This window comes from Microbispora sp. NPDC004025, assembly GCF_053604425.1.
Map to the genome: position 1 here is coordinate 226,185 of NZ_JBSGHN010000013.1, position 24,814 is coordinate 250,998.

A 24,814-nucleotide genomic window follows, 5' to 3' on the forward strand; every position below is an offset into this window, starting at 1 on the left:
ACCAGTCACTCCCGTCACGCGTGTAACCTCTTGGATGTAGTCACCGATATGCGGCGGTTTGCTGGGAGCTGGACGGTTTTAAGTGGTTCAGTCAGAAATTCTGCCCAGGCCGTCAGAGACCGCGTGCGGCCACGCGACCGATGCCGGAGGCCGCGGACACGCCGTGACGCCGGTCCATCCGGTGGACCTCGCGCAGATCCGTACGGGCCGCCATCGCGCCGTGAAGGGCGCGGACGGCAAGCGTGACCTCCCGGAGGTCGATCCCGCGCGCATGCACGTCACCGTGCTGGTCCCGGCTCACGACGAAGAGGCCCAGATCGCCGAGACGATGACGTCGCTGCACGCACAGCGGCGCAGGCCCAACCGCGTCATCGTGATCGCGGACAACTGCACCGACAGGACCGAGGACATCGCCCGCGCGCACGGCGCCGAGGTGATCAGGACGATCGGCAACCGCCACAAGAAGGCGGGCGCTCTCAATCAGGTGCTCGAAGTCCTGCTGCCCCAGCTGGGGTCCCGGCACGCCGTACTGGTCATGGACGCGGACTCGGCGCTCGATCCCGGTTTCATCCACCATGCCGTCCTCAGGATGGCCACCGGCGCACTGGCCGCGGTGGGAGGCACCTTCACCGGCAAGCCGGGCGGCGGCCTGGTGGGCATGTTCCAGCGCAACGAGTACGCGCGCTACGCCAGGGACGTGCGGCGGCTGCACGGGAAGGCGCTGGTGCTCACCGGGACGGCGACGCTTTTCCGCGCGATCGCGCTCAAGGAGGTCGTCAGGGCCCGCCGGGGCGGTCGCCTCCCCGGCCGCGACCAGGTGTACGACGTACGTGTCCTGACCGAGGACAACGAGCTCACCCTGGCGCTGCTGCACCTGAGGTTCCGCATCCTGTGTCCCGCGGAGTGCACGCTCACCACCGAGGTCATGGAGACCTGGAAGGACCTGTTCAAGCAGCGGCTGCGGTGGAAGCGGGGGGCGCTGGAGAACCTCACCGACTACGGCTGGACGCGGGTCACGTTGCCCTACTGGGGCCGTCAGCTCCTGTCGCTGGTCGGGATCGTTGTGATCTTCGCGTACCTGGGCGCCACCGCCTGGTCGATCGCGGTCACGGGCACGCTCACCTTCCATCCGCTCTGGCTGGCGGTCACGGGCGTCTTCATGGTCGAGCGGATCGTGACCGTCCGCAGCAGGGGCGCCAGGCAGATGGCTGTCGCCGCCCTGCTGTTCGTAGAAATGATCTTCGATGTCTTCCTGCAGTTAGCACAGGCGAAAGCCTTCTGGGACGCCGCATGGCGTCGGGAAAGGAAATGGTGAACATGTACAACAACCCACCCATCGGAGGCGTCGCAGCGGGCTTCGGCGGCGCGGCGCTGACCGCCCCGTTCATGGGCTGGAACGCGCTCTGGATCGCCCTGGGCCTGTTCACACTGGTTTCGGCCGCCGTGGCGGTCAAGCGGATCATCCCGAAGCGGGAGGCCTGACCCGGCGGGCGGGACGGCCCGGTCAGCCGGAGCCGGTGTCGGCGGGGTGGGCGCCGCGACCCACGGCCTGCTCGGGCCGTTCTCCGGCCCCGGTCCCGGTGCCGGCGGCGGGGGAGCCGCTTCGGCGGAGGACGGCGGCCGTCGCGACGGCGGGCACCAGGATGACCGCCGCCGCGGCGTTGACCGCGTGGAAGCCGCCGGCGGCGAGGATCGGCCCGGCCAGCGCGGCCGCCGCGGCGCCCGCGTAGTTCATGCCGGCGTCGGTGGCCCCCTGCAGCGGCACCCGTACGTGGTCCGGCGCTGCCCCGGTGAGCAGCGCCGACCCGGAGATCATCGACGCCGACCAGCCCATGCCGAGGACGGTCAGCGCGAGCGCGGTGAGTGCGCTGCCCTCGGGGGCCGACGCGGCCACGAAGCCGAGAACGACGGCCGCCACGAGCATCAGCATTCCCGCGCACGCGGTCCGGACCGCGCCGAGCCGGTCGGCCAGCCATCCGAAGACCGGGCTGAAGGCGTACATGCCGAGCACGTGCAGGCTGATCACGACGCCGACCAGCCGCAGCGACATGCCGTGATGCTGCATGTGGAGCGGCGTCATCACCATGACCATGACCATGGTCGCGTGCGCGACCGCGACGAGCACGACCGCGAACCGCGCCACGGGATGGGCCGCCGCCCACCGCAGCGCCGTCGCCGCCCCCGCCGTGCGGGAGCTGTCGGTGGCCGGGCCGGTGGCCGGCGCGGACGGCCGTACGGCGGGCCGGAGGAACAGCGCGACCACCGCGCCCGCCAGGGCGAAGGACACGACCGAGACCAGGTAGGGCCCGGCGAGGCCGGGCAGTCCGAGCCGTCTGCCGAGCCGGTCGGCCACCTCGCTGAGGTTGGGGCCGGCCACGGACCCGATCGTGGTGGCCCAGATGACGATCGACATCGTCCTGGCCCGGGCGCCGGGGGCCGCGCCGTCCGCGGCGGCGTACCGGGACTGCAGGTTCACCGCCTGGCCGACGCCGAACATGGCCAGCCCGGCCAGCAGTACGACGAGCTGGGAGACGACGGCGGCCGTGACGATCAGCATGCCGCCGAGCACGGCGATCGCGTACCCCAGGGTGAGCGAGCGGCGCCGCCCGTGCCGGGCCGCGACGCCGGCCAGCGGCACCGCGGCGACCGCCGCGCCGAGCACGCCCGCGGCCTGGCCCAGACCCGCGACTGCCGTGCCGCCGATCCGCTCCACGAGCAGCCCCCCGACCGCGAAGCCGGAGGCGACCGCGACCCCGCCGAGCAGGTTGCCGGTGACGAGGATCCCGATGCCGCGCGGGCCGGACTTTTGCCCGCCGGAGTGGTCGCGGCTCATCGTCCGGACCCGCCGGATGTCCTCGCCTGTCTCCCGGCGCACTCGCCGCCGTCTACGCCCACCACCCGGAACCACCTTTCCGCCGCGCCCTGTCCGGATGGCTCCGGAAAGCGGCATCTGATGATAAGTCCGGCGTGTGGTGATGCTCATCGGTTTATTCGCCCACTGGTGACCCAGGGGAAGTCACCGAACGAAGTGGTATCCGGAAAGGGCACCGCCCTCCTCGCCGTGACGGACGAGGAGGGCGGGCTTCGAGCGGTTTTTCGCCGTAACCACACCGGGCGGCTTTTCTGGCGATGAGCCGCGGGGTTGCGCCTGACATGGCAGGCGCTTGCCACGAAGCCTTTCATACCGAGGTCAAACGCTCGATGCGGCCCGGTGCAACAAACCGCCCTGATCACACAAAGGCCGCATGCGTCACCGCCGGACTCCCGTTCCGGTGAAACGCGTTTGGGCAAATTCTTCTTGAGGCTCCGCGTGAATGCGAATGACCTCGCGTACGCCGCCCTACGGTTGGGGCCATGCAGCGACAGCCCTACGTGAAACGGCGGCGGTCACGCCTCTCCTACCAGCTGACCTACGCTCTACGTCACCCCGGCAAGGTCTGGCCGCACCTGCGGCGGATGACCCGCGACGCGCGGCTGAGGGCGACGACCGCCGACCACGTGTCCTACTACCGCGAGGTCATGCGCGCCGACATCGCGGAGATGAGCGCCGACGGTGCGATCGGCAGCCACGGCAGGGAGAGCTGGCTGCGGATCGGCAAGATGCAGTTCGACTACCTGCGCGCACACGGCCTCGCGCCGCGCGACCGCGTCCTCGACATCGGCTGCGGCAACCTGCGCCTCGGCTGGCGGCTGATCGAGTATCTGGAACCGGGCCACTACTACGGCGTCGACATCTCGCCCGAGATCCTGCTCGCCGCCGCGGACACGGTCGCCCGGCGCGGGCTGCAGTCACGGCTGCCGCACCTGACCGTGGTGGACGACCTCACCTTCGCCTTCCTCCCCGACGAGCACTTCACCGTGATCCACGCGCACAGCGTGTTCTCCCACAGCCCGATCGAGGTGATCGACGAGTGCCTCCGGCACGTCGGCCGCATCCTGCACCCGGACGGGTTCTTCGACTTCACCTTCGACCGCACGGAGAAGGCCGAGCACCACGTGCTGCGTGAGGACTTCTACTACCGGACGGAGACGCTCGTGAACCTCGCCGAGCGGTACGGCCTCACGGCGAGGTTCATGGACGACTGGGAGCGGACCCGGCACAAGCAGTCCAAACTACGCGTCACACGCTGAGACCGGTGGCTACAGCGTCGAGCAGACCGTGCCGTTCAGGCGGAAGACCGTGGGGGAGGGGTAGGCCCCCTCGTTGGCGCCGACGAATCCGAGGGTGACGGATCCGCCCGCCGGAATCGTCCTGGTCTGCTCGTTGGGCACGACCCGCACGTCCTGACCCTCTGATGTCCACGTGCCGCCCTGCCCGCTGCTGACGCGTTCCCCGGCGGCCGGGAAGCGGAACGCCAGCGTCCAGTCGGACACGTCGTCCGCGCCGCGGTTGGTGACGGTGACCGTGGCGGTGAAGCCCCGTCCCCATCCCTGCGTCACCCGGTAGCGGACCGCGCAGGCGCTGTCCTGCGGCGTGGGTGCGGTGAAGGTCACCGGCGCGGACGGCCGCGACAGCCGTCCGGCCCGGTCCCTGGCCAGCACGTTGAGCGTGTAGGAGGCGCCGGGCTCCAGGCCGCGCAGCGTCAGCGAGGTGCCCCGGGTCGTGCCCAGCGGGACGCTGTCCGTGCCCGTCTGCCGGTACACCTCGTACCTGTCCGCGGCGGGACCGGCCGGAGGCCAGCTCACCGTGACGCCGCCGGGAACGGCGCGCGCCGTCGGCGTTCCCGGGGCCGGCGCGGGCTTGGGGCCCTTCGCCGCCCGCACCGTCATCGTCGTGATCGAGTACGGCGGAAGCGTCCGGGTGTACGCGTCGCCCTGCTCGGCCCGGACGAGCGCGGTGGCCCCCCGGGTAAAGGTGTGCGTCACCGGGCTCCGGCCGGAGGGGGTGAACCCGGTGTAGCGGAGCCGTACGGGATAGGCGGTGCCCGGATCCTTGTTGATCATCACGACGGCCAGGTCGCCGTCGGCCTGCCGTACGGCGTGCACGGCCACCTTCGGCCGGCTGGAGCCGGCCCTGACCAGGCTGTCTCCCGGTTCGGCGGCCGTCTGGAGGATCTCGATGCCGTGGTAGGCGGGGAACGGCGTGTTGAGCGGCGGCTCGCAGACGCCGTCGGCGCACTGGCCGAGCGACAGGAAGCCGATGTCCTGGTAGTCGGTCTCGCCGTCGATCGTGCTGACCTTCTCCAGTGTGTTGTGGGTGTCGAACCAGTCCACGGTGAAGACGCCGTTCTCCAGCGCGGTCAGGTAGGTGTCGGCGGCGAACAGCCCGGCCGCGTGGGTGTTGCGCCCGATGTTGGAGGCGACCTCGGTCAGCGCGAGCGGGACGTCGCGCCCGCCCAGGGCGGCGACGTCGGCCCGCACCTGGGCCAGCATCTCGGCGAGCCCCGGCGGAGAGGCCAGCAGCTTGACGACGTCGCCGGTGGTGTCCGGGATGCTCGTGCCCGGATACCAGTGGACGGTGAAGAAGTCGACCTCGGGTGCCACCACGGGGATGACCGTGTGGTTCCAGTTCGCCGAGTCGCCGGCGGCGACCACGCCGTCCGGCCAGCTCCCGGGGATCGTGAGCACCGCCCCGATCTTGATCGTGGGATCGACGGCCTTCATCGCGCGGACGAACTCCAGGGTGTTGCGGGCGTACGCCGCGGGGCTCTTGTCCGCGTGGTCGTCGGCCTCCCAGGTGGCGCCGTAGTGGCCGTTGCCGTAGAGCTCGTTGCCGATCTCCCAGTACTTCACGCCGTACTTCTTGGTGACGTTGGCGTACCGGACCCACCCGGCCGCCTCCTCCGGGGTGCCGGTGCCGTAGTTGGCGATCACGATGGCCTGCGCGCCGGCCTTCCTGACCGTGCCCATGAACGCGTCGAATTCCGTGTTCGGCGCCACGGTCCCGCCCGGCACCGTGTGGGTCTCCCAGTGGTAGAGGTCGCCGTACGACCCGCCGGGGTACCGCACCGCGGCGATGCGCGCCCGTTTGTACAGCCGCGCCACCTCCGGGTCGTTCATGTGGGAGTCCCAGACGGCGGCGTTCGCGCCGTACGCCGCCTCGTGGACGGTGCCGAGCCCGGCGTGCGCGTCGACCGAGACCTCGACGACGTCTCCCGGCGAGGGCGGCGGACTCTGGGCGGGGTCCGCCGCCGCGAGCAGGGAGGCGGCCAGGACCGCGGCGAGCGGGACGGCCAGTGCTCTTCGCATCGATCGCTCCGGGGTCGAAGGGGGACCGGTTCGTGAAGTCAGGTCCCGACGATCACCCGTGACGATCTCCCGGGTCAAGTGCGCGGCGCATCACCCCTGATCAGCGCGCATGGTTCTTTCATCGGCGGTCTCCCGTCGTGCCCTCGGTCAGTGTGTCGGCGAGATAGGCGCCGAGGTCGGGACGGCCGGGGGCGAGCACGTGCCGCACCCACGCGTCGCGTTCGTGCAGGATCGGCGGCAGCTCCCAGACACAGCCGATGAGCGGGCGGTCCGGCCGGATGAAGTGGGTGGGATCCCGATCGGGGCAGCCGAGCGCGGGCTGACCGGCCACCGCGTTGCCGTAGTGCAGGGCGTTGTCCCACGCCCAGGTGTAGGCGTTGATGTAGGCCCCGTCGTCCCCACCCCTGTGGAGGACGACGAAGGCGGCCGGGGGCGTGCCGTCCGGTTCGGGCAGCAGCTCGGGCAGGACGGCGTACGCCGCCTTCTCGACCTCGGGGGCGATGCCGGCCGGGTCGGCGGTGACGTGGTAGCGCTTGACGTGGTAGCCGCTCACCTGAATCGGGGGCGGCACGAACAGCAGTTTCTCCGCGAAAGCCATGCGGGGACGGTAGGGCCGCTTCACTGACACCTTGCGTCAGTGGAATCGTGGCGCCGTGCGCGCGTCCCGGTTGCTGTCGATCCTCCTGTTGCTGCAGTCGCGCGGCCGGCTGACTGCCCGGCAGCTCGCCGCCGAGCTGGAGGTCAGCGTCCGCACGATCTACCGGGACGTCGAGTCGCTGCACGCCGCCGGCATCCCCCTGTACGGCGAGGCCGGGCACGAGGGCGGCTATCGCCTGATGGACGGCTTCCGCACCCGGCTCACCGGCCTGACCGAGGGGGAGGCGGGCGCGCTGTTCCTGGCCGGGCTCCGGGGACCGGCCGCGGATCTCGGCCTCGGCGCTCTGCTGGCCGCGGCCGAGCTGAAGATCGAGGCCGCGCTCCCGGCCGGTCTGCGGGAGGAGACACGGCGCGTGCGGGAGCACTTCCACCTCGACGCGCCCGGCTGGTACTACGACGGCGACCGGCCGCCCCACCTGCCGGAGGTCGCCGAGGCCGTCTGGAACGCCCGGGTCGTCCGCGTCCGCTACCGCCGCTGGACGGAGCCCCGCGAGGTCGAGCGGAGGCTGGAGCCGTACGGGCTGGTCCTGAAGGCGGGGAAGTGGTATCTCGTGGCGCGGTGCGACGGCGCGTTGCGCACCTACCGCGTCGGCCAGATCCTCGCGCTCACGGTGACCGGCGAGACGTTCGAGCGCCCGGAGGGCTTCGACCTGGCGGGACACTGGCGCGAGCACCTGACCGGCTTCCGGTCGCGGCTGGTCCGCGGACACGCGGTGATCCGGCTGTCCGCGCGGGGCCGGGAGCGGCTCGGGGAGGTCATGAGCTCGGCCGTCGCCGGCGCCGTGGCCGAGACGGCGGGCCCGCCGGACGAGCGGGGCTGGATCACCGCCACCGTGCCCATCGAGTCGGTGACGCACGCGCGGACGGAGTTCCTCAAGCTCGGGGCCGAGGTGGAGGTCCTGGAACCGGTCGAGCTGCGGCGCGAGATGACGGCGACCGCACACGCGCTCGCGGGCCTCTATCTGCCGCCTTCGCGGCTTTGATGGTGAAAAGCGCACTTAAATCGAGGTGGGCCCCGATAAAAGCTGATACCAACTCGGCGAGCGCCCTGACAGGGGTGGGTTCGAGTTCTATCCTTGACGGCGTCACTGACAGACTTCTCGCGGATTGCGGGAGAAAAAGTGCCCAGAACCACGCGTACGCCGCGAAGGGAGAAAGCGCGAAGCGAGGGCGCGCGAGTGGACGGGCTTCGTGATCCGGATGTCGAGACCTTCGTCGGCGTGATGGGGACGCGCATCCGCGCGGACGCCGAGACGGTCGGAGTCGACCTCCGGACCCTGGAGATCCAGGTAAGACTGCACCTGCCCCGGTTGAGCAGGCCGGCCATCGCCGGCTGGTCTCCGGACAAGGTGTACGAGGAGATACGGCTGCAGGCCGTCGTCCGGGCGGCCCAGGTGCGCCAGTCCGCGGAGGACGCGGCGTACCAGGCGCATGCCTCCGTCCTCCTCAACGTGGACAAGGCGCACCGGGACCTGAGCCTGTCGTTCACCGACGGCTACCGCACCTGCCTGCGCTTCGCCGACGTCAGGCCCAGCGTGGGCCATCTCGTGCAGTCGAGGCTGCACTACCTGCACAGTGAGAGGGCCGACACCGTCGCGCAGTCCGGGCTCTTCCTGCCGGGCGCGACGATGCCGCTCACGTACGTCGCCTTCTCGCGCTGCGACCGCCAGTACGTCCTGGACGCGCTCACCGGGCACGGGCTGGAGGTGAACCCGGACCGGATAACGGTGCTGACGCGAATGCACGGGCTGGCGGGAATTCCGGCGAACCTGATGAGCCTGACGATCGCCCGCGCGGTCCGGCAGATCAGGGCGGAAAACGCCGGGGATTATGTCATCACCGCATACAACCCCATGCTCGGATTCGACGGAACCGCGTTCCTCGCGTCGGGATTCACGCCGATCGCTTTGTCACCCGTGGCTTATCGCTACGACGACAAAGGTCTTTTCCAGACGCGCCGGATATCTGGTGATTCGGTGCCGCAACTCCTGGACACCCCGGACAACGTGCTCATGGTCCTCGGCATCACCGCGGCGGCGAAGCGGTCCGTCGCCGGGATCGGGGACCTGATCAGGGTGTCGCACCGGACTCACTCCGGCGGCGACCACGTGAGACCCGTCAAGGCGGACTTCACCGCGCCGGAGTGGACGGACCGCCTGCTCGGATACCGCCGCATGCTGGAGCCCTGCTGGTCGGAGCGCACGGCCCATCCGCGGTATCAGGAGCCGCCGGGCACGGCGGGCGACCCCCGGGGGCAGTGCGGCGTCACCTCCGTCTGGCTCGCCCGCAGGCTCCGCGCCGACCTGCTGCTCGAACCGGTGTACTGCTACGGGCGGCTGCGGGTCGGCCGCGACGACGCCGAGGACGTGAGCCACCACTGCTGGGTCGAGATCGGGCCGCCGGACGACCCGCGGCGGTTCGTCATCGACCTCACCGGCGACCAGTCGGAGGGCGTCCGCGAGCCGATCGTCCTGGGTGAGCACCGGGTGCTCGCGGACCGGGGGCTGCGCTACGAGACCGCGGCGCGCCTGCGCCTCGACGAGCTGCCGAAGGACCGGGTGTGGCCGCGTTTCCTCGCGATGGAGGACCGCCTGCGGGAGGTGCCGCGATGAGGGCACGGGCAGCGGAGACGGCGCCCGACATGACCGGGGTCAGGCCCTCGGTGCTGCTGCTGTCGTCCGACAGCAGGAGGAGGTACGCGGAGGACGTCCTGACGGCGCTGGCCCTGCCCAGAGGGGCGATCATACAGTTCCGGTACGAGACCGACTACGTGGCGGGCGTGCTGCAACAGGCGATCGCGGACGGCTCGGCCGTCGGGCGGCGCTGCCTCGTGGCCTTCCTGACGGACCGGGAGTCGTCCGAAGCGAAGCCCTTCGTCGTGCCCGTACGCTTCGCCACGGTCGTGACGACCGCCTGCGTCGCCGACATGGCCGTGTTCCGGCTCAGGGTGGACGACTACGCGAACCTGGAGGAGTTCCCGCTGGCCGAGGCGGAGATCAGGGCCAAGGGCGGCTGGTTCGTGGACAGGCTCGCGGAGGCCAACGGCGGGCGCTGGTATCCGGCCACCACCCGATTCCCCGACCTCCACCTGCACGAGCGGCCGGGCGGCGACCCCGTCGCGTGGCTCGGGGTGGCCCGGCGGCTCGCGCGGCATCCCACCTTCCGCTCCTCCTACTTCGTCCGTACGGAGGAACCGCTGCTGAGCAGGGACAGGACGGGCGCGCTCGACGCCGAGGGCCGGCTGCGCCTGAGCGACGGCGACACGGTGAAGATGCGGGTCAGCTTCTACTCCGAGGGCTACACGCCGGCCGCCAAGCGCCTCGTCTGCGCGACCGACGGCACCTTCCTGAAGATCGCGTCCGACGACTCCTACGACGTGGCGTCGCGCTACGACACGGTGGAGTTCTGGCTGCGGCCCGAGACACTGGGCTTCGACGCGCTCGCGCGGGTGGGGATCAGCCTGGCCGTCGACACCCGGGCGGGCCCGGCTCCGGCGGGCGACTCACTGACGACGAGCGCCGGGTTTCCGGTGGTCGTGCGCCGCTCGCGGTCGCGCCTCCTCACGCGGGTGTCGGCCAGCGCCGCCGGGGCCTTCCTCGTCGCCCTGCCCGCCATACTCGGGCCGGGCGCCGGCCTGCCCTGGAGGGTGCTGTACGCCGTCTGCGGAGCGGCCCTGCTCGCCGTCGCGAACATCGTCATCTCCCACGGCAGGTGAGACCCCACCGGAGAACAGGTGCGGGCGCCGCGCGAACTCCCGGCACAGCTCGTCGAACAACGGCAGCAGTGCCGGGCAGCTCATGCGTATCTTCCGCCTGGCCGTGATCTCGGTGCGCTTGTACGCGGCCCAGGTCGGGCGCAGCGGGTGATGGTCGGCCAGCAGCACGTTGACGTGGGGGAGGAGCTTGTCCAGCGCGTAGACGAACCTGCTCTCCGGGTCGCGCTGCGCCTTGTAGCCGTACAGGTCCTCGACGAGCCAGGGAAACGTCCGGCCGAAGTCGCGGGTGATGATCTCCCGTGCCTCCTCCTCGCGGACGGCCTTCTTCTCCCGTTCCGCCGGGCCCGCGTAGACGGAGACGTCGCCCGCGTGGACCTCCGGCAGGTCGTGGACCAGCGCGTACCTGGCGATCCGCCCCGGATCCAGGGTCTCGTCGATCAGCGGGGCGAGGCAGACCGCGGCCAGGCCCAGGGCGAATGAGTGCTCCGCGTCGTTCTCGCGCCGGGTGACGTCCTGCGGCACGACCGAGGAGCGTTCGATCACGCACGGCGGGAAGACCAGTTCGCGCATGAGTGCCATCAACGTGCTCGCGCCGACCCGGGAGCCGGTGTTTTCCGCGTCGTCCCTCGCCATCGGGCCGCCTCGCATTGTTCGCCCGTACGCGGCCACGGCGTTTCGCGCACGGCCTTCTCGCCAGAGTAGCCGAGCATTCATCGACGGAGCGGAGAGTATTCCCTAATGAATAGTCACGGAAAGCCGAATGCGTGTTCGGTAATCGGCATTTCCGCATTTCAGGCCGCGTAATCCCGGAGCGTTATCGAGGTGGCCGCCTTGGTGCTCATCTTGTCGAGCACCCGCGCCAGCGGCCCGGCGGTGAGCATCCGGTAGGACAGATTGCGCCGCCGGATCGCGCCGCGTGTCGGCGGGGCGAGGAAGGAGCCGGCGTTGCCCGCGACCCGCTGGCACGCCTTGGCGAATCCTCTGATCAGCCGCTCGTACTCGGGGAACGCGGCGCGGTGGTCGCCGCGGGCGGCGGCGAGCTCGCCCGCCAGCACGTACGCCGCCACGACGGCCATGCCCGCACCCATGCCGCCGCAGGTGGCGCCGTAGCCCGCGTCGCCGAGCAGCGCGACCCGCCCGCGGGTGTAGTGGTCCATGTGGACGAGGCTGATCGAGTCGAAGTAGAAGTCGGACGCGTCGGGCACGGCCTGAAGCAGGCGGTCGGTCTCCCAGCCCCCTCCCGCGAACGCGTCCACGAGGATCTTCTTCTGCTGCGCCACGTCGCGGTGGTCGAACTCCAGCCCGTCGGCGCGGAAGACGCACATCACCCCGGCCGTGCCGGCGTCACGGGTGCTCGCGGCCGATATGCCCCGGCCGGGCTCGTTGAAGAGCAACGTCTCGTGGACGAGACCGAGGTGGTCCGGCGCGCTGTAGATCGCGACGTGGTAGCCGGACGGCCGCACGAACCGCGACTCGGGGCCGAAGGCCAGCCGCCGCACGTTCGAGTGCAGGCCGTCCGCGCCGATCACGAGGTCGAACGTCCGGGGCGCCCCGCGCTCGAAAGTGACCTCCACCCCGTCCGGGGTCTCGGTCATGGACTCGATCGAGTCGCCGAAGACGTACTCCACGTCGTCCCTGGTCCGGTCGTACAGCACGCGGGCGAGGTCGCCGCGCAGGATCTCCACCTCGCCGCCGGTGAACTCGGCGGGCAGCGCGACGACCTGCTCGCCGCGCCAGTCGACCACCCGCAGCGGGCCGGGATCGGTGCGCAGGCGGCGGATCTCGTCCAGGACGCCCATCCGCCGCAGCACGTTCATGTGGACCGCCCCCCGGAAGTCGACCGCCTGGCCGCCCTCGCGCAGGGCGGGGGCCCGCTCGACCACGGTGGGGGCGAAGCCGTGCCGGCGCAGCCAGTAGGCGACGGCGGGCCCGGCGATGCTCGCGCCGGAGATCAGAACCGATGGGGTCGTCATGTCGCGCTCCTGCTATCCGGGGCCGCGCGGTGTCGCGGCCATGGGAGGAGCGTCGCCCCCGGCGCTGACGGACCGCCCACCGGAGGCTGACCGGCCGCCACCGGCGCTGACCGGCTCACATGTTGATCATGTGTCCGGCCAGGCCGTGGATCGCCTCCTTCACCGCCTCGCCCAGGGTCGGGTGGGCGTGGACGTTGCGCGCCACCTCGTGCACGGTGAGGTCCCACTGCTGCGCCAGGGTCAGCTCCGGCAGCAGCTCGGTCACTTCGGGCCCGATGAGGTGGGCCCCGAGGATCTCGCCGTACTTCGCGTCGCTGAGGACCTTGACGAACCCGGTCGGGTCGCCCAGGCCGTGCGCCTTGCCGTTGGCCGTGAACGGGAACTTGACCACCTTCACGTCGAAGCCCTGCTCGCGCGCCTGGGCCTCGGTGTAGCCGAAGCTCGCGATCTGCGGCTGACAGTAGGTGGCCCGGGGGATCATGACGTAGTCGAGCTCCATCGTCTCCGCGCCCGCGATCGTCTCGGCGGCGATGACGCCCATCGACTCGGCGGCGTGGGCCAGCATGAGCTTCGCGGTGACGTCCCCGATGGCGAAGATGTGCGGCACGCTGGTGCGGCAGCGGCCGTCCACGGCGATGGCGCCCCGCTCGGTCAGCCGCACGCCGGTGTTCTCCAGGCCGTATCCCTCGACGCGCGGCTGGAAGCCGATGGCCTGCAGCACCTTGCCGGCCTCCAGCACGGAGGTCTCGCCGTTCCTGGAGACCGTGACCCGCACCTTGTCGCCGCTGTCGTCGATCGACTCCACCCGGGTGGAGGTCAGCACCTCGATTCCGAGCCGCCGGTAGCGCCGCGCCAGCTCCGCCGAGACCTCCTGGTCCTCCAGCGGGACCATCCGGTCGAGGAACTCGACGATCGTGACCTTCACGCCGTAGTTGTGCAGCACGTACGCGAACTCGACGCCGATGGCCCCGGCCCCCGCGATGATCACACTGTCCGGCAGGGCCTCGCTGAGGATCTGCTCCTCGTACGTCACCACGCGCTCGGACAGGGACGTGCCCGGCAGCAGGCGGGTCGTCGCCCCGGCCGCGATGATGCAGTGGTCGAACGTCACCGTGCGCACCGAGCCGTCCGCGCCGCGCACCTCCATGCTGTCCGGACCGGTGAAAGTGCCCCGGCCGTCGTACTCGGTGATGCCGTTCTTCTTCATCAGGTAGTGGACGCCCTTGACCCGCCCGTCCGCGACCTGCCGGCTGCGGCGGAAGGCCGCGCCGTAGTCGAGCGTGATCGGGCCGTCCGCCTGGATGCCGAACGTCTTGGTCTCGTTCGTCAGGATGTGGGCGAGTTCGGCGTTGCGCAGCAGCGCCTTGGAGGGGATGCAGCCCACGTTGAGGCAGACGCCGCCCCAGTAGCGCTCCTCGACGACCGCCGTGCTGAGCCCGAGCTGGGCCGAGCGGACCGCGGCGGTGTACCCGCCGGGCCCGGCGCCGAGGACCACGACATCGTAATGATCGGTCATGCACCGGACCCTACGCCGCCGCCACGGCCCGGCCCGCGCGGGGTCCGTTCTCCCCCCGCCGCCGGATGGAGCGGGCCGTCGCGGGTAGGGGCGATGTACGCCGACCAGAGGGAGGAGTGACGGATATGAGCGAGTTCGAGCGTTCGCGCAGGATGCCCGCGTCGGCCGACCAGGTGTTCAGCCAGGCGTCCGACGTCGGCAAACTCGATCTCTGGATGCCCCGCGACCTGCACGTACGCGCGGAGGAGCCGCCCGCGGTCACCGTCCACGAGGACGAGACGGGGCAGGACGAGCGCGCGCTGCTGCGGGCCGAGCGGGAGCAATTGCGGATGGAGTGGGGCACGCGTGACGTGGACCGGTACGCCGGATGGCTGCAGGTGGCCGGCATCGACGACGGCAGCAGCGACGTGACCGTCCACCTGTCCTTCTTCGACGAGGGGCACACGCCCCCGGCCGAGGCGGTGGAGCACGCGCTGGACGAGAGCCTCGAACGGCTGGCCCGGCAGGTGAGCCAGGCGGCGTGACCACCGGGCGATGCCTCGCCCTGCCCGGCGGCCCTGCCACCCGGCGCTCTACTCGCCCTGCCCCGCGGCGTCCGGGCCGTCGGTCTCCTCCTGGGATCCCCGTCCGGCGTCCGGGGCCGGAGGCGGAGGCGGGGCGAACGCCGAAGCCCGGGCGCCGGCCAGGCCGAGCACCTGGCGTATCCACGTCTCCAGGCCCGTCGGGTCGGGCGGCGCGAGAGGGTCCTGCCGGCCGTCCTTCCCGTGCCCCCGCCCGGGAGCCGCCGCGGTCACGTCGTCATCCCAGGAGGGCGGGGGCCAGCAGCCGCAGATGCTCGATCTGGACGTCGACCGAGTCCGCTAGCGGCTGGACGCACACGTGGTCCGCCCCCGCGTCGTGGTGGGCGCGTACCCGCTCGGCGATCGCCTCCGGCTCGCCCCGGACCACGATCGCGTCGACGAGCCGGTCGCTTCCCCCGTCCGCGAAGTCGTCGTCGGAGAAGCCCAGCTCGCGGAGGTTGTTCACGTAGTTGGGCAAGGCCAGATAGCCGGCGACGTGCTCGCGGGCGATCTCCCGTGCGCGGCCGGCGTCGGTCTCGAGCACCACCGCCTGTTCGGGTGCCAGCACCGGGGCGGGGCCCAGGATCTCGCGCGCCTTCGCGGTGTGCTCGGGCGGCGCGAAGTAGGGGAGCGCTCCCTGCGCGCGCTCGGCCGCCAGTTCGAGCATCCCGCGCCGCAGCGCCGCCAGCAGCCGGGGCGGCGTCTCGGCGAGCGGCGCCCCGAAGGACGTCCGGTCCATCGCGTCGAGGTAGTCCCGCATGTACGAGAGCGGCGCGGAGTAGTCGTGCCCGCGACCGGTCACCAGAGGCTTGTGACTGACGCCCAGCCCGAGCACGAACCGCCGGTCCCACGCCTCCGCGAGGGTCGCGGCGCCGTTGGCGGCGGCGACGGCGTCGCGGCCCCAGATGTTGGCGATGCCCGTGGCGACCCGCAGCCGCTCGGTCGCCGACAGCAACAGCGCGGCGTGCGTGAACGCCTCCCGTCCGGCGGGGGTCTCGCCGACCCACAGGGCCAGGTATCCGAGCTCCTCGATCTCCGCGGCGGCCTTCCTGACCCGGGCCGCCGGGGTCACCGCCAGAGAGGACAGCCAGACTCCCGTACGACCGAGGCGGCGCCTCAGCTCGGCCACGTCGACGATGGGCGGTTGCGTGTGCTCGGTCATCCGGACGGCTCCTTGTCTGTCGTGCGAACGGGGTTGTCGTGAGATCGGGCGGGGGCGGTTCGCCGGGGACGTTTCCACGCACCGGACGGCTTCGCCGGCGGGCGTCGCAGCCTCAGCATCGCACCGCACGCGCCGGGGATCTCGGCACCTCCCTCGCGATCGGTTCACGTGTCGGCACGCACCGCCGCAGCCGTACGGCTTACTCCGATTTCCCCGAGACCGGCGGTTCATCCGCAAAGCGTCGCGGGTGTGCCGTGCGGGAGTGGCGAGGTCGGTGAGGCGGAATTCACGAAACGGCAAAGCCCTGTCCCGGATCTTGGCGTCCGGCGGCGGGGCCGGCGTCACCGCGTGTCTCCTGGGAGCCGCATTGCTCACTTCCCAGGAGGCCGAACATGAGGAAACTGCTGTATGCCGGCGCGGTCGCGATCAGCCTGCTGGCCGCCGGATGCGGCGGTGCCGGCGACGAGGGCGCCAGCCGCGTCGCCAACGACCAGCTCAACGAGTCGCAGACGCCCGAGCCCTCCGAGAGCCCCTCGGGGACGACGCCGTCCGCCGGCGTCCCGGCGTCGCCGACCTCCCCCGTCCAGGCGTCCCCCACGGGGCCCGCGCGCATCGACGCGGCGCCCACGTCGCTCGGCAGCGTGCTGGTCGGCGTGGACGGCCGCACGGTGTACCTGTTCACCAAGGACAAGGGCGGCGCCACCACCTGCACCCAGGCCTGCGCCGCCGCGTGGCCGCCCGTGCTCACCGCGGGCGCGCCCCAGGCCGGCACGGGCGCGCGCGCCAACCTGCTCGGCACGATCCGGCGGGAGGACGGCAGCACGCAGGTGACCTACAACAAGCACCCGCTCTACTACTACGCCAAGGACCAGAAGGCCGGGGACGTGCTCGGCCAGGACCTGCACGACTTCGGCGGCGAGTGGTACGCCGTCACGCCCGAGGGCAAGAAGGCCAAGCGCTGACGCCTCGGGCGTCCCGGACCGCGGCCGCGCCGCGACCAGTACGAGGCCGGCGCCTTCCGGGGCCAATGACCTCACCTCCACTTCCTCTCGAACCGATCCGCCCTCCCGTACGGCTCCCCACCCGCCGTACGGGAGGGCGGATTCGTCTGCTCTTCAAATCGAGGAGCGCGTCAAAACCGCCCGGAGCCCACTAGGCTTAGCACCACTCCGCCCTGTGTCCGCGGCCGCTTCATCATTTGAAAGTGGGCTCGCGATGGCATTGGACGCGTCGTCCGTTCTCGAGAACGTCCTCACCGGCATGGCCGGTCTGTTCGGGGTCGACGGCGCCGCGCTGATGCTGCTCGACGGTCAGGACCGCCTCCGCGCGGTCGGGGCGACCGACGGCGACGGCGTACTGCTGGAGTCCGCCCAGGAGTCCGTGGGCGACGGTCCCGCCATCGAGAGCGCCGCCAGCGGCGGCCTCGTCGCGATCCACGACCTGCACGCCGCGAGCCCCATGGGGTTCCCGCACGTGGCCGTCCACGCCCCGCCGGTCCGGGCCGTCCTCTCCGTACCGCTCATCGAGGATCGCGAACTCATCGGCGTCCTGGACTTCTACGCCCGCGACGGGCGGGTCTGGGACCGCGCGGAGGCGCAGGCCGGTTCCCGTCTCGGCGAGCTGATGGTCATCGTTCTCCAGGTCCTGGCAGAGATCAGGACTGATCGAGCCCCCTTCGGGCAGTTGTGATGGCCGAATCGGCACCTCTCCCACAGGCCACGGCGGTGCGAGGTGAGGTTCACGAGAGGATACGGAATGACCCATATCGATCCTGAGGCTCTAGTCGCCAGCCTGAGACGTCTGCAGAAGGACAGGGCGGCGACCGGGATCGTGCACCACCTTGAGCGCATCGTCCAAGTGGTCGACCGGCTTTTCGGATACTCCGGGGCCGGGCTGATGTTCGCCGAGGAGGACCGCACACTCCGCTATCTCTTCGCCACTGACGAGCGTGGCCGCAGCCTCGAGCGCGCTCAGGCGGTGACGGCCCAGGGCCCGTGCGTGGCGGCGTACGTGGGTGACACCGCGGTGACGACCGTCGACGTGCGTGCCGACCGGCGATGGCCGGCCCTGCGTGAGCTGCTGCACCCCGAGGTGCGCGGGGTGGCGGGAGTGCCGATCCGGCTCGGCGGCGTGCCCGTGGGCACCCTGAACGTCTACCAGGACGCGCCGCATGAGTGGCAGGAGAGCGACACCCAGGCCCTCCACGCGTACGCCCACGTGATCGAGCAGGTCCTCGTGGCGTCGATGGAGGCGGACGAGAAGGCGGTGCTCGCCGACCAGCTCCAGTACGCGCTGGACTACCGCGTCGTGATCGAGCGTGCCGTCGGCTATCTCATGGGCAAGCACGACCTGACGGCCTCGCAGGCGTTCACCGGGCTGCGCAAGCAGGCCAGGGACAGCAGACGGAAGGTATCCGAGCTCGCGGCGGAGCTGCTGGGCGAGCAGAACCCGAGGAATGTTGCGAATCCAGACCACGTCGTCTGAAACCGGCATCCACCTGTCCGCGAGCGGCGACCTCGACGTGTCGGGGGTGCCGGAGTTCCGTGCCTGCCTGCGGCAGACGCTGGGGACGTACCGGCCCGGGCATGTCGAGGTCGACCTGGCCGGGGTCGGCTTCCTCGACTGCGCGGGCGCGCGGAGCCTCCTGTGGGCCGACGCGTGCGTGCGGGAGTGGGGCGGCGATGTGACCTTCGTCCGCCCCACCGGGCTCGTGCTGCGGCTGCTGCGGCTGCTGGGCTTCGACGCGATGCTGTCCGTCCGTACGGCGTCACACGTGCCGCTGCCCCAGCCCACGGCCGAGGCCCGGCCCCGGCACAACTGACCGGACGTACGGCCGGGGGCCCGGCGCGCCGAGGTGCGCCGTGACCGGGCGATAGTCTTGCCGTGATGTATCGACTCGTGTTCACGCAGGTCCTGAGCCGCCTCGACGCCGAGGCCGTCCACCACGTCACGATCAGGCTGCTCCGCCTGCTCGGGATGTTCCCGCCCCTCGTGCGGCTGCTGCACCGGCTGCTCGCGCCGAGGGCGGAGTCGCTGCGCGTGCAGGCGTTCGGCGTCCACTTCGCCTCGCCGTTCGGGCTCGCCGCCGGGTTCGACAAGGACGCCGGATGTGCCGAGCCGCTCTCGGCGCTCGGCTTCGGATACGTCGAGGTCGGCACGATCACCGCGCACGCCCAGCCCGGCAACCCGCGGCCGCGGCTGTTCCGCCTGCCGGAGAGCCGGGCGATCATCAACCGGATGGGCTTCAACAACGCCGGGGCGGCGGCCGCGGCCAAGCGCCTGCGCAGGGTGCGGCACATCCCGGCCGTGGTCGGCGTCAACATCGGCAAGACCAAGGTCGTGCCCGAGTCCGAGGCCGCGCGTGACTACGTGGACAGCGCCCGCAGGCTGGCGCCGCTCGCCGACTACCTCGTGGTCAACGTGAGCTCGCCCAACACCCCGGGCCTGCGCGACCTGCAGGCCGTGGACCGCCTGCGGCCGCTGCTCGCGGCGGTCAAGGAGGCGGCCGGGCGCACCCCGCTGCTCGTGAAGATCGCGCCGGACCTGGCGGACGAGGACGTGGACGCCGTGGCCGAGCTCGCCACCGAGCTCGGGCTGGCGGGCGTCATCGCGACCAACACCACGATCAGCCGCGAGGGCGTCGCGAGCACCGAGGCGGGCGGCCTGTCCGGACGGCCGCTCAAGGCCCGCTCTCTGGACGTGCTGCGCCGCCTGCGCCAGAAGGCCGGCGACCGGCTCACGCTGGTCTCCGTCGGCGGCGTGGAGGACGTCGACGACGTCTGGGAGCGGCTGCTGGCCGGCGCCACCCTCGTGCAGGGATACACCGGTCTGATCTACGAGGGCCCCCTGTGGCCGTCCCGGATCAACCGGCAGCTCGCCCGCCGGCTGCGGCGGCACGGTTACGGCTCGGTCCGCGAGATCGTCGGCCGGACCGCATGAGTTCCCCCACCCCGGATATGGAGATCGTCATGAGCGTGAAGACCTACACCGTGCGGGGCATGACCTGCGGCCACTGCGTGAGCTCGGTCAAGGAGGAGGTCGGTGAGATCCCCGGGGTCACCGGCGTCGAGGTCGACCTGGACAGCGGCCGCCTCGACGTCTCCGGCGACGTCGCCGACGACGCGGTGCGCAAGGCCGTCGAGGAGGCCGGCTACACCCTCGCCTGAGCCCCGGCCCGGCTCTCGTCGTGATCGATAAGGTGTCCGGCATGGGCGTTCTGGTCGACTACTTCATCGCCGATTCCGAGCGATCCGCCCGGCGTGCCCTGTCCGGTGGGCCTGGGGCCGCCGGCCTGCCGTACGTCGACTGCAAGGGGTGGCTCGACGAGCTCGACACGCTGGTCGCCGAGCTCAGCGGACGCGACCTCAGCGAGTTCGGCGACACCGAGACGGTCGTGGTGGACGAGGAAGAAGGGCCGGCCCTGGAACGCATGGCGGCCGGCACCGTCGAGGCGTTCGCCGCCGTCGACGACGCGCGGCTGCGCGAGTACGCCGATGAGGAGCTGCTCGACGAGTTCGAGGTCGAGCGGGTCACGGAGCTGCGCGACCTGGCCCGCACCGCCGTACGGCTCAACCAGGAGATGTACTGCTGGATGTGCCCCTGAGCGCCTCGAACAGCTCCTGGCGGAGGGCGGGCGGCAGCCTGCGGCCCATGTGCAGTGGGCTCACCACCGCGTGGTCGTCGTTGTCCTCCACGGCGCTGCGGGCGAGGAACTCCAGCTTGAGGCGGGCCTCCTCCCGGAGCCTGCCGTCCGGCCAGGTCTCCACGAGCGGCAGCACCGCCCGCACCCGTGCGCTCACGCGGTCGAGGAGCGCGTAGCCGGGCGGGCCGGGCCAGCGCTGCGCGTGCAGGTCGATGTGCTTGAAGGCCACGTAGTCCAGCTCGGCGGTGGTGAAGTCGTTGCCGGTGAACGCGTTGCGCTCCCTGCCCAGCGCGGCCTGGTCACCCGTGGGGCGGCCCCAGAAGTTGATCTCGCGGAGCCGCCCGGAGAACACGCAGTCGACGAACTCGGCCTCCATCGTGGACGTCTGCCGCCTCAGCCGGGACCGGTCGAACACGCATCTCTCGAACCGGACGTTGCCGAAGAACGTGAGCGGCGCGAAGCGCGTACGCCGGAACACGCAGTCGCGGAACACCGACTGCGGCCACCTTTCGCCTCTCCACGTCCGCCGGAGGCCGATGCCCATCGACAGCTGCTCGAACGCCGCGCCGGAGAAGTCGCATCCCTCGAACCGGGCGGCATGAGAGCCGAAGCCGGCGAACCGGATGCCGGAGAAGTCCACGTCGATCAGTCGTGCGCCGTCGAAGGTCGCGCTCGACACTCCGGCCGGCAGCTCGAACCGCTGGTCGCGCAGCTCGCCGCGGGCGATCCAGTCCTGCCGCCACTCTTCCGCGCTCGGGCGGAGGCTGAACCGGTCGGACATCCTCATGTCCGCCGCCCGTGACGGCCCGGGCCCGGAGGACACGCCGCGATCATGTCCTCGGAAAGTACGAGATCATGCATGGGCGGGAGTATCACAGCCCGCCCCGACAAACTGCCAAGCGAGCGGCCCCCCACGCATGAGCGCCATCTACGACCAGGCCGACGGCGAGCGGATCGCCGTGGCGGACAGCGGTGACTCGGTGAGCATCGTCAACCGCTCCGCGAGGATCGTCGTCGCCAAGAAGGACGCCCGCAGGCTCGCCGAGCGGATCCTCGCCGCGGCGGGCCGGATGGCCGTCGTCCTGTTCCCGCCCGCCCTGCGGAAGGACACCCTGTCGGTCTCCGGCACGTCCGGCCGGTGGCGGGTCCGCGTCTCGCCCAATAACGGCGCACGCGTCCTCGTGGAGACCGACCCCCAAGGTCTCGGCCCGGACGAGGCCTACGAGCTCGCGGCCGCCGTCGCGGTGGCCGCCCGCCACATCGGCGACGCCGCGCACGCCGACCAGCTCCTCACGACGAGGATTCGCGAGGTCATCGACGCCCACGAGGGCCTGGACGCGGAGAAGATCGCCGCCGCCATCGTTGCCGAGGTCCTCGACGGAACCTGACCCCCCGCCCCGCCGCGTCCCCGCCGCGCGCCGGAGCGCCTGCGCCGGCCGGCGCCGGGCAGAGGGTCACACCGGGGAAAGCCGGTTGCCCTGCGCGACGGAGCCCGCGGAGGATGTCGCCCATGGGGAACGGGCACGTGCGCGGACTGGAGCTGTCGCGGCGGTTCTACCTGGAAGCAGCGGCGCCGCTGCTGGCGCGGCGCTTTGGCTGCCTCATCCACACGGCGGCCCTCCTCGGCCCGGGCTCCGAGGTGCTCGGGTATGACAGCGATCGGTCCACCGACCACGACTGGGGCCCTCGGCTGCAGCTGTTCCTGAGCGGTGAGGACGCCGCCGCCCACGGCGAGGCGGTGGACGCCGCGCTCGCCGAGAACCTGCCGCCGCGGTTCCTCGGCTACCCCACGAACTTCGGCCCGATCGGGGCCGACGGCACCCGCCGGATGGAGACGACGGACGGACCGCTCCGGCACGGAGTGGTGGTGGCCGATCTGACCGCGTGGCTCACCGGGCACCTCGGGTTCGATCCGATCGCGGGCGTCGGCCTGTCCGACTGGCTGGCGACACCCACCCAGACGCTCGCGGAGATCACGGCGGGAGAGGTCTTCCACGACGGCCTGGGCCTGCTCCTGCCGGTCCGGCGGCGTCTCGCCTGGTATCCCGGCGACGTCTGGCGCTACGTCCTGGCCTGCCAGTGGCGGCGGATCGCCCAGGAGGAGGCGTTCGTGGGCCGCGCCGGCGAGGCCGGCGACGAACTGGGCTCCGCCGTCATCTGCGCCCGTCTGGTGCGGGATCTCATCCGGCTCGCCCTGCTCATGCACCGCCGCTACCCGCCGTACGGCAAGTGGCTGGGCAGCGCCTTCGCCGCCCTGCCGTGCGGCCCCGCTCTGGCGCCCGTGCTCAGGGCGGCCGTGTCGGCCACCGACCGGCGGGAGCGCGAGCGCCACCTCGCCACCGCCTACGAGGCACTCGCGGCCCTGCACAACGCCCTCGGTCTCACTGCGCCCGTCGATCCGCGCACCAGGCCCTACCACGAGCGGCCCTACCGGGTGCTGCGCGCCGAGCGCTTCACCGAGGCGCTGCTGGAGACCATCACCGATCCGGAGGTGCGGCGGCTGCCTCTCACGGGCGCGGTGGACCAGTACGTCGACAGCACCGACATGCTGTGCGACCGGCCCCGTGTGCGGCGGGTCGCCGAGGCGGCGCGGCATTGACGGCGCCGCGGCGTTGGAAGGCGGCGCGGTGTTGGAAGGCGGCGCGGTGTTGGAAGGCGGCGCGGTGTTGGAAGCGGCGCGGCATCACATGCTGGGCCGGGTGGAGTCGGCCGACAGGCTGAGCTCGTGCAGGTGGCGCATCACGTCGTGCACAGTGACGGCGCCCGGGCGGTGGCGGCGCCATCCGGTGCCGCCCCGCTGCCAGGGCCGGGGGCCGGAGAGCGGGCGGTATTCCACGCCGAACGCGTCAAGCCGCGCGAGGTGGGCGTCGAGGCGGCGGAAGAAGTCCTCGGTCCCGGCCGGGCCGCCGGTCCAGGCGATCTCGGCCGCCGCGCAGCCCCGGGGCCAGGCGCGGTAGTCGAGCGTCCGCCCGTCCGGGATGCGCTCGCTCCACAGCTGGAACTGGACGCCGATCACCCGGGCCCGGTCCTCCTCCGGCCACGCCGGCGGCACGGGGGCGAAGCCCGCCACGTCGGCCACGGTGATCGCGTCGCCCAGCCCGGCCGGTTCCTCGGGCGAGGCCGCCTCGGCGTAGTCGAAGTACATCGGGAAGACCGGCGTCGCCACCACGTCGTGCCCCGCCGCCGCGGCCCGGCGCCCGACGTGCTCGCCGCGCCACGGCATGACGATCGTGTCCGGCCGCAGCCTGCCGCTGACGAACGCCTCGTCCCACACCACCGTGCGGCTGCCGCGCTCGGCCAGCGCGTCGGCGAGCCGCCGCAGGAACCACGCGTGCAGGTCGCCCACGCTCTCCAGGCCGAGCGACGCCTGGTAGGCCGAGATCTCGGCCGACGCCGCCCAGTCGTCCAGCACGCACTCGTCGCCGCCGATGTGGAAGTACGGCACGTCGCCCAGCGCGCCGGCGATCTCGGCGAACACTGTGGTCAGGAAGTCGACGGTCGCCGGGAGCGGGGACAGGATCGCCGACGAGATGCCCCACCGGTCCAGCACCTCGTAGCGCTCCCGCGGCCGGGAGGCCAGCGTGGGGTAGGCGGCCAGCACGGCGGAGGCGTGCCCCGGCACGTCGATCTCCGGCACGACGGTGACCGCCCGTGCCCGGGCGTATGCCGCGATCTCCGCGAGGTCGGCCAGCGTGTAGTGGCCGCCGTGGGGGACGCCGTCGAAGGCGGGTTCCTCCCCCCTGTGGCTGGTGATCGTCCGCGGGCGGTGCGAACCCACCTCGTGCAGCAGCGGGAACGCCCTGCTCTCCACCCTCCAGCCCTGGTCGTCGGCCAGGTGGAGGTGCAGCCGGTTGAGCTTGTGCAGCGCCATCAGGTCGATCATGCGCAGCACCTCCCGCTTGGGCAGGAAGCTGCGCGCCACGTCGAGGTGGGCGCCGCGCCAGGAGAAGCCCGGCGCGTCCTCCACCCGTCCACAGGGGACCGTCCAGGACGTCCCGGGGGCGAGGGCCGACCGGAACGCCTCGGCCGGCAGGAGCTGCCGCAGCGTCTGCCCGGCGTAGAAGGCCCCCGCGTGGTCCCCGGCCGTGATGCGCACGCCGTCGCCCGCGATCGTCAACGCGTACGCCTCCGGCCCGAGCCGGGGGTCCTCAGCCACCCGTACGGCCGCCGTGGCGGCGTCGCCGGGCCTCAGGTCGAGCACGGGGAGCGCGAGCCGTACGGCGTCGGCGAGCGGGGCCGGGCCCGACACGGCGGAACCGGGTGCGATCTCGGCAGACCCGGAGCCGGTCTCGGTCAGCCTCGGCCGGGGAAGCAGGTGGTCCATGCCGCCGATGATGCCAAATCTCACGACAGCACCGGACAGCACCGTCACCCCGACCACAGCCCTCCTGGGATCCCCT

Annotated in this window: 25 protein-coding genes; 15 read left to right on the forward strand and 10 right to left on the reverse strand. The window is 71.8% G+C overall.

The features are described 5' to 3' along the window. The first annotated feature begins 163 nt into the window (after positions 1-163). A complete protein-coding gene (locus ACWEQG_RS28970) occupies positions 164-1,315 on the forward strand; it encodes a glycosyltransferase family 2 protein (RefSeq protein WP_452289502.1) in 1,152 nt (383 codons plus the stop codon). Between the two features lie 2 nt (positions 1,316-1,317). Next, positions 1,318-1,482, forward strand: a complete 165-nt coding sequence (locus tag ACWEQG_RS28975) for a hypothetical protein (RefSeq protein WP_165900532.1) — start codon at positions 1,318-1,320, stop codon at positions 1,480-1,482. Positions 1,483-1,504: 22 nt separating this feature from the next. Here ACWEQG_RS28975 and ACWEQG_RS28980 read toward each other — a convergent pair whose 3' ends face one another. Further along, complete coding sequence (locus ACWEQG_RS28980) at positions 1,505-2,875, reverse strand: MFS transporter (protein ID WP_452289503.1); 1,371 nt, start codon at positions 2,873-2,875, stop codon at positions 1,505-1,507. 479 nt (positions 2,876-3,354) lie between these two features. On the opposite strand from ACWEQG_RS28980, the gene ACWEQG_RS28985 reads away from it, so the two are divergent. Continuing rightward, positions 3,355-4,131 (forward strand): class I SAM-dependent methyltransferase, encoded by a 777-nt coding sequence (locus ACWEQG_RS28985; RefSeq protein WP_452289505.1) that lies wholly within the window; start codon positions 3,355-3,357, stop codon positions 4,129-4,131. A 9-nt stretch (positions 4,132-4,140) separates the two neighbouring features. Here the strand turns inward: ACWEQG_RS28985 and ACWEQG_RS28990 are convergent, their stop codons facing one another. Together ACWEQG_RS28990 and ACWEQG_RS28995 are read right to left on the reverse strand one after the other, a co-directional pair. After that, entirely contained in the window at positions 4,141-6,189 is a 2,049-nt protein-coding gene (locus tag ACWEQG_RS28990) for a cellulose binding domain-containing protein (protein ID WP_452289507.1), read from the reverse strand. Positions 6,190-6,307: 118 nt separating this feature from the next. Further along, on the reverse strand, positions 6,308-6,787 hold the full coding sequence (locus ACWEQG_RS28995; RefSeq protein WP_452289509.1) for a hypothetical protein: 480 nt from the start codon (positions 6,785-6,787) through the stop codon (positions 6,308-6,310). 55 nt (positions 6,788-6,842) lie between these two features. Between ACWEQG_RS28995 and ACWEQG_RS29000 the strand changes: the two genes are divergently transcribed. Together ACWEQG_RS29000 and ACWEQG_RS29005 are read left to right on the forward strand one after the other, a co-directional pair. Continuing rightward, a complete protein-coding gene (locus tag ACWEQG_RS29000) occupies positions 6,843-7,829 on the forward strand; it encodes a helix-turn-helix transcriptional regulator (RefSeq protein ID WP_452289510.1) in 987 nt (328 codons plus the stop codon). Between the two features lie 195 nt (positions 7,830-8,024). Beyond that, complete coding sequence (locus tag ACWEQG_RS29005) at positions 8,025-9,458, forward strand: hypothetical protein (protein ID WP_452289512.1); 1,434 nt, start codon at positions 8,025-8,027, stop codon at positions 9,456-9,458. 890 nt (positions 9,459-10,348) lie between these two features. On the opposite strand, the gene ACWEQG_RS29010 is transcribed toward ACWEQG_RS29005, so the two are convergent. The 3 genes from ACWEQG_RS29010 to lpdA all read right to left on the reverse strand — a co-directional run bounded on the left by ACWEQG_RS29010 (position 10,349) and on the right by lpdA (position 14,050). Continuing rightward, positions 10,349-11,194, reverse strand: a complete 846-nt coding sequence (locus ACWEQG_RS29010) for an HD domain-containing protein (protein WP_452289513.1) — start codon at positions 11,192-11,194, stop codon at positions 10,349-10,351. Between the two features lie 158 nt (positions 11,195-11,352). Beyond that, positions 11,353-12,534, reverse strand: a complete 1,182-nt coding sequence (locus tag ACWEQG_RS29015; protein ID WP_452289515.1) for an FAD-dependent monooxygenase — start codon at positions 12,532-12,534, stop codon at positions 11,353-11,355. A 115-nt stretch (positions 12,535-12,649) separates the two neighbouring features. Then, complete coding sequence (gene lpdA, locus ACWEQG_RS29020) at positions 12,650-14,050, reverse strand: dihydrolipoyl dehydrogenase (RefSeq protein WP_452289517.1); 1,401 nt, start codon at positions 14,048-14,050, stop codon at positions 12,650-12,652. 125 nt (positions 14,051-14,175) lie between these two features. Here lpdA and ACWEQG_RS29025 point away from each other — a divergent pair, with 125 nt between their 5' ends. Next, positions 14,176-14,574, forward strand: coding sequence for an SRPBCC family protein (locus ACWEQG_RS29025; RefSeq protein ID WP_363462497.1), 399 nt, complete (start codon positions 14,176-14,178; stop codon positions 14,572-14,574). A 48-nt stretch (positions 14,575-14,622) separates the two neighbouring features. Here ACWEQG_RS29025 and ACWEQG_RS29030 read toward each other — a convergent pair whose 3' ends face one another. Both ACWEQG_RS29030 and ACWEQG_RS29035 read right to left on the reverse strand, forming a co-directional pair. Next, on the reverse strand, positions 14,623-14,844 hold the full coding sequence (locus tag ACWEQG_RS29030; RefSeq protein ID WP_452289519.1) for a hypothetical protein: 222 nt from the start codon (positions 14,842-14,844) through the stop codon (positions 14,623-14,625). A gap of 4 nt (positions 14,845-14,848) precedes the next feature. Next, positions 14,849-15,772, reverse strand: a complete 924-nt coding sequence (locus tag ACWEQG_RS29035) for a TIGR03620 family F420-dependent LLM class oxidoreductase (RefSeq protein ID WP_452289521.1) — start codon at positions 15,770-15,772, stop codon at positions 14,849-14,851. A gap of 392 nt (positions 15,773-16,164) precedes the next feature. On the opposite strand from ACWEQG_RS29035, the gene ACWEQG_RS29040 reads away from it, so the two are divergent. The 7 genes from ACWEQG_RS29040 (at position 16,165) to ACWEQG_RS29070 (ending at position 20,375) form a co-directional block, all read left to right on the forward strand. Beyond that, positions 16,165-16,734 carry a COG4315 family predicted lipoprotein gene (locus ACWEQG_RS29040; RefSeq protein ID WP_452289523.1) on the forward strand — a complete coding sequence of 190 codons (570 nt, stop codon included), beginning with the start codon at positions 16,165-16,167 and terminating at the stop codon, positions 16,732-16,734. Between the two features lie 253 nt (positions 16,735-16,987). Continuing rightward, positions 16,988-17,461, forward strand: a complete 474-nt coding sequence (locus ACWEQG_RS29045) for a GAF domain-containing protein (protein ID WP_452289525.1) — start codon at positions 16,988-16,990, stop codon at positions 17,459-17,461. Between the two features lie 66 nt (positions 17,462-17,527). Further along, a complete protein-coding gene (locus ACWEQG_RS29050) occupies positions 17,528-18,256 on the forward strand; it encodes a GAF and ANTAR domain-containing protein (RefSeq protein WP_363462492.1) in 729 nt (242 codons plus the stop codon). Beyond that, positions 18,228-18,593 (forward strand): STAS domain-containing protein, encoded by a 366-nt coding sequence (locus ACWEQG_RS29055; RefSeq protein ID WP_452289527.1) that lies wholly within the window; start codon positions 18,228-18,230, stop codon positions 18,591-18,593. The genes ACWEQG_RS29050 and ACWEQG_RS29055 overlap by 29 nt, the downstream gene beginning before the upstream one ends. Before the next feature lie 65 nt (positions 18,594-18,658). Continuing rightward, positions 18,659-19,711, forward strand: a complete 1,053-nt coding sequence (locus ACWEQG_RS29060) for a quinone-dependent dihydroorotate dehydrogenase (protein ID WP_452289529.1) — start codon at positions 18,659-18,661, stop codon at positions 19,709-19,711. A 29-nt stretch (positions 19,712-19,740) separates the two neighbouring features. After that, the gene (locus tag ACWEQG_RS29065) at positions 19,741-19,938 is read left to right on the forward strand and encodes a heavy-metal-associated domain-containing protein (RefSeq protein ID WP_363462489.1); all 198 of its coding nucleotides are present in this window, start codon (positions 19,741-19,743) and stop codon (positions 19,936-19,938) included. A gap of 41 nt (positions 19,939-19,979) precedes the next feature. Continuing rightward, positions 19,980-20,375, forward strand: coding sequence for a hypothetical protein (locus tag ACWEQG_RS29070; RefSeq protein ID WP_452289531.1), 396 nt, complete (start codon positions 19,980-19,982; stop codon positions 20,373-20,375). Here the strand turns inward: ACWEQG_RS29070 and ACWEQG_RS29075 are convergent. Further along, positions 20,341-21,201, reverse strand: coding sequence for a pentapeptide repeat-containing protein (locus ACWEQG_RS29075; protein ID WP_452289533.1), 861 nt, complete (start codon positions 21,199-21,201; stop codon positions 20,341-20,343). The two genes, ACWEQG_RS29070 and ACWEQG_RS29075, sit on opposite strands and share 35 nt — an antisense overlap. A 130-nt stretch (positions 21,202-21,331) precedes the next feature. Between ACWEQG_RS29075 and ACWEQG_RS29080 the strand changes: the two genes are divergently transcribed. Next, positions 21,332-21,802 carry a hypothetical protein gene (locus tag ACWEQG_RS29080; RefSeq protein WP_452289535.1) on the forward strand — a complete coding sequence of 157 codons (471 nt, stop codon included), beginning with the start codon at positions 21,332-21,334 and terminating at the stop codon, positions 21,800-21,802. A gap of 122 nt (positions 21,803-21,924) precedes the next feature. Continuing rightward, entirely contained in the window at positions 21,925-23,013 is a 1,089-nt protein-coding gene (locus tag ACWEQG_RS29085; RefSeq protein ID WP_452289537.1) for a DUF4037 domain-containing protein, read from the forward strand. A gap of 84 nt (positions 23,014-23,097) precedes the next feature. Here ACWEQG_RS29085 and ACWEQG_RS29090 read toward each other — a convergent pair whose 3' ends face one another. After that, on the reverse strand, positions 23,098-24,762 hold the full coding sequence (locus ACWEQG_RS29090; RefSeq protein WP_452289539.1) for a beta-N-acetylhexosaminidase: 1,665 nt from the start codon (positions 24,760-24,762) through the stop codon (positions 23,098-23,100). Positions 24,763-24,814: the final 52 nt, after the last annotated feature.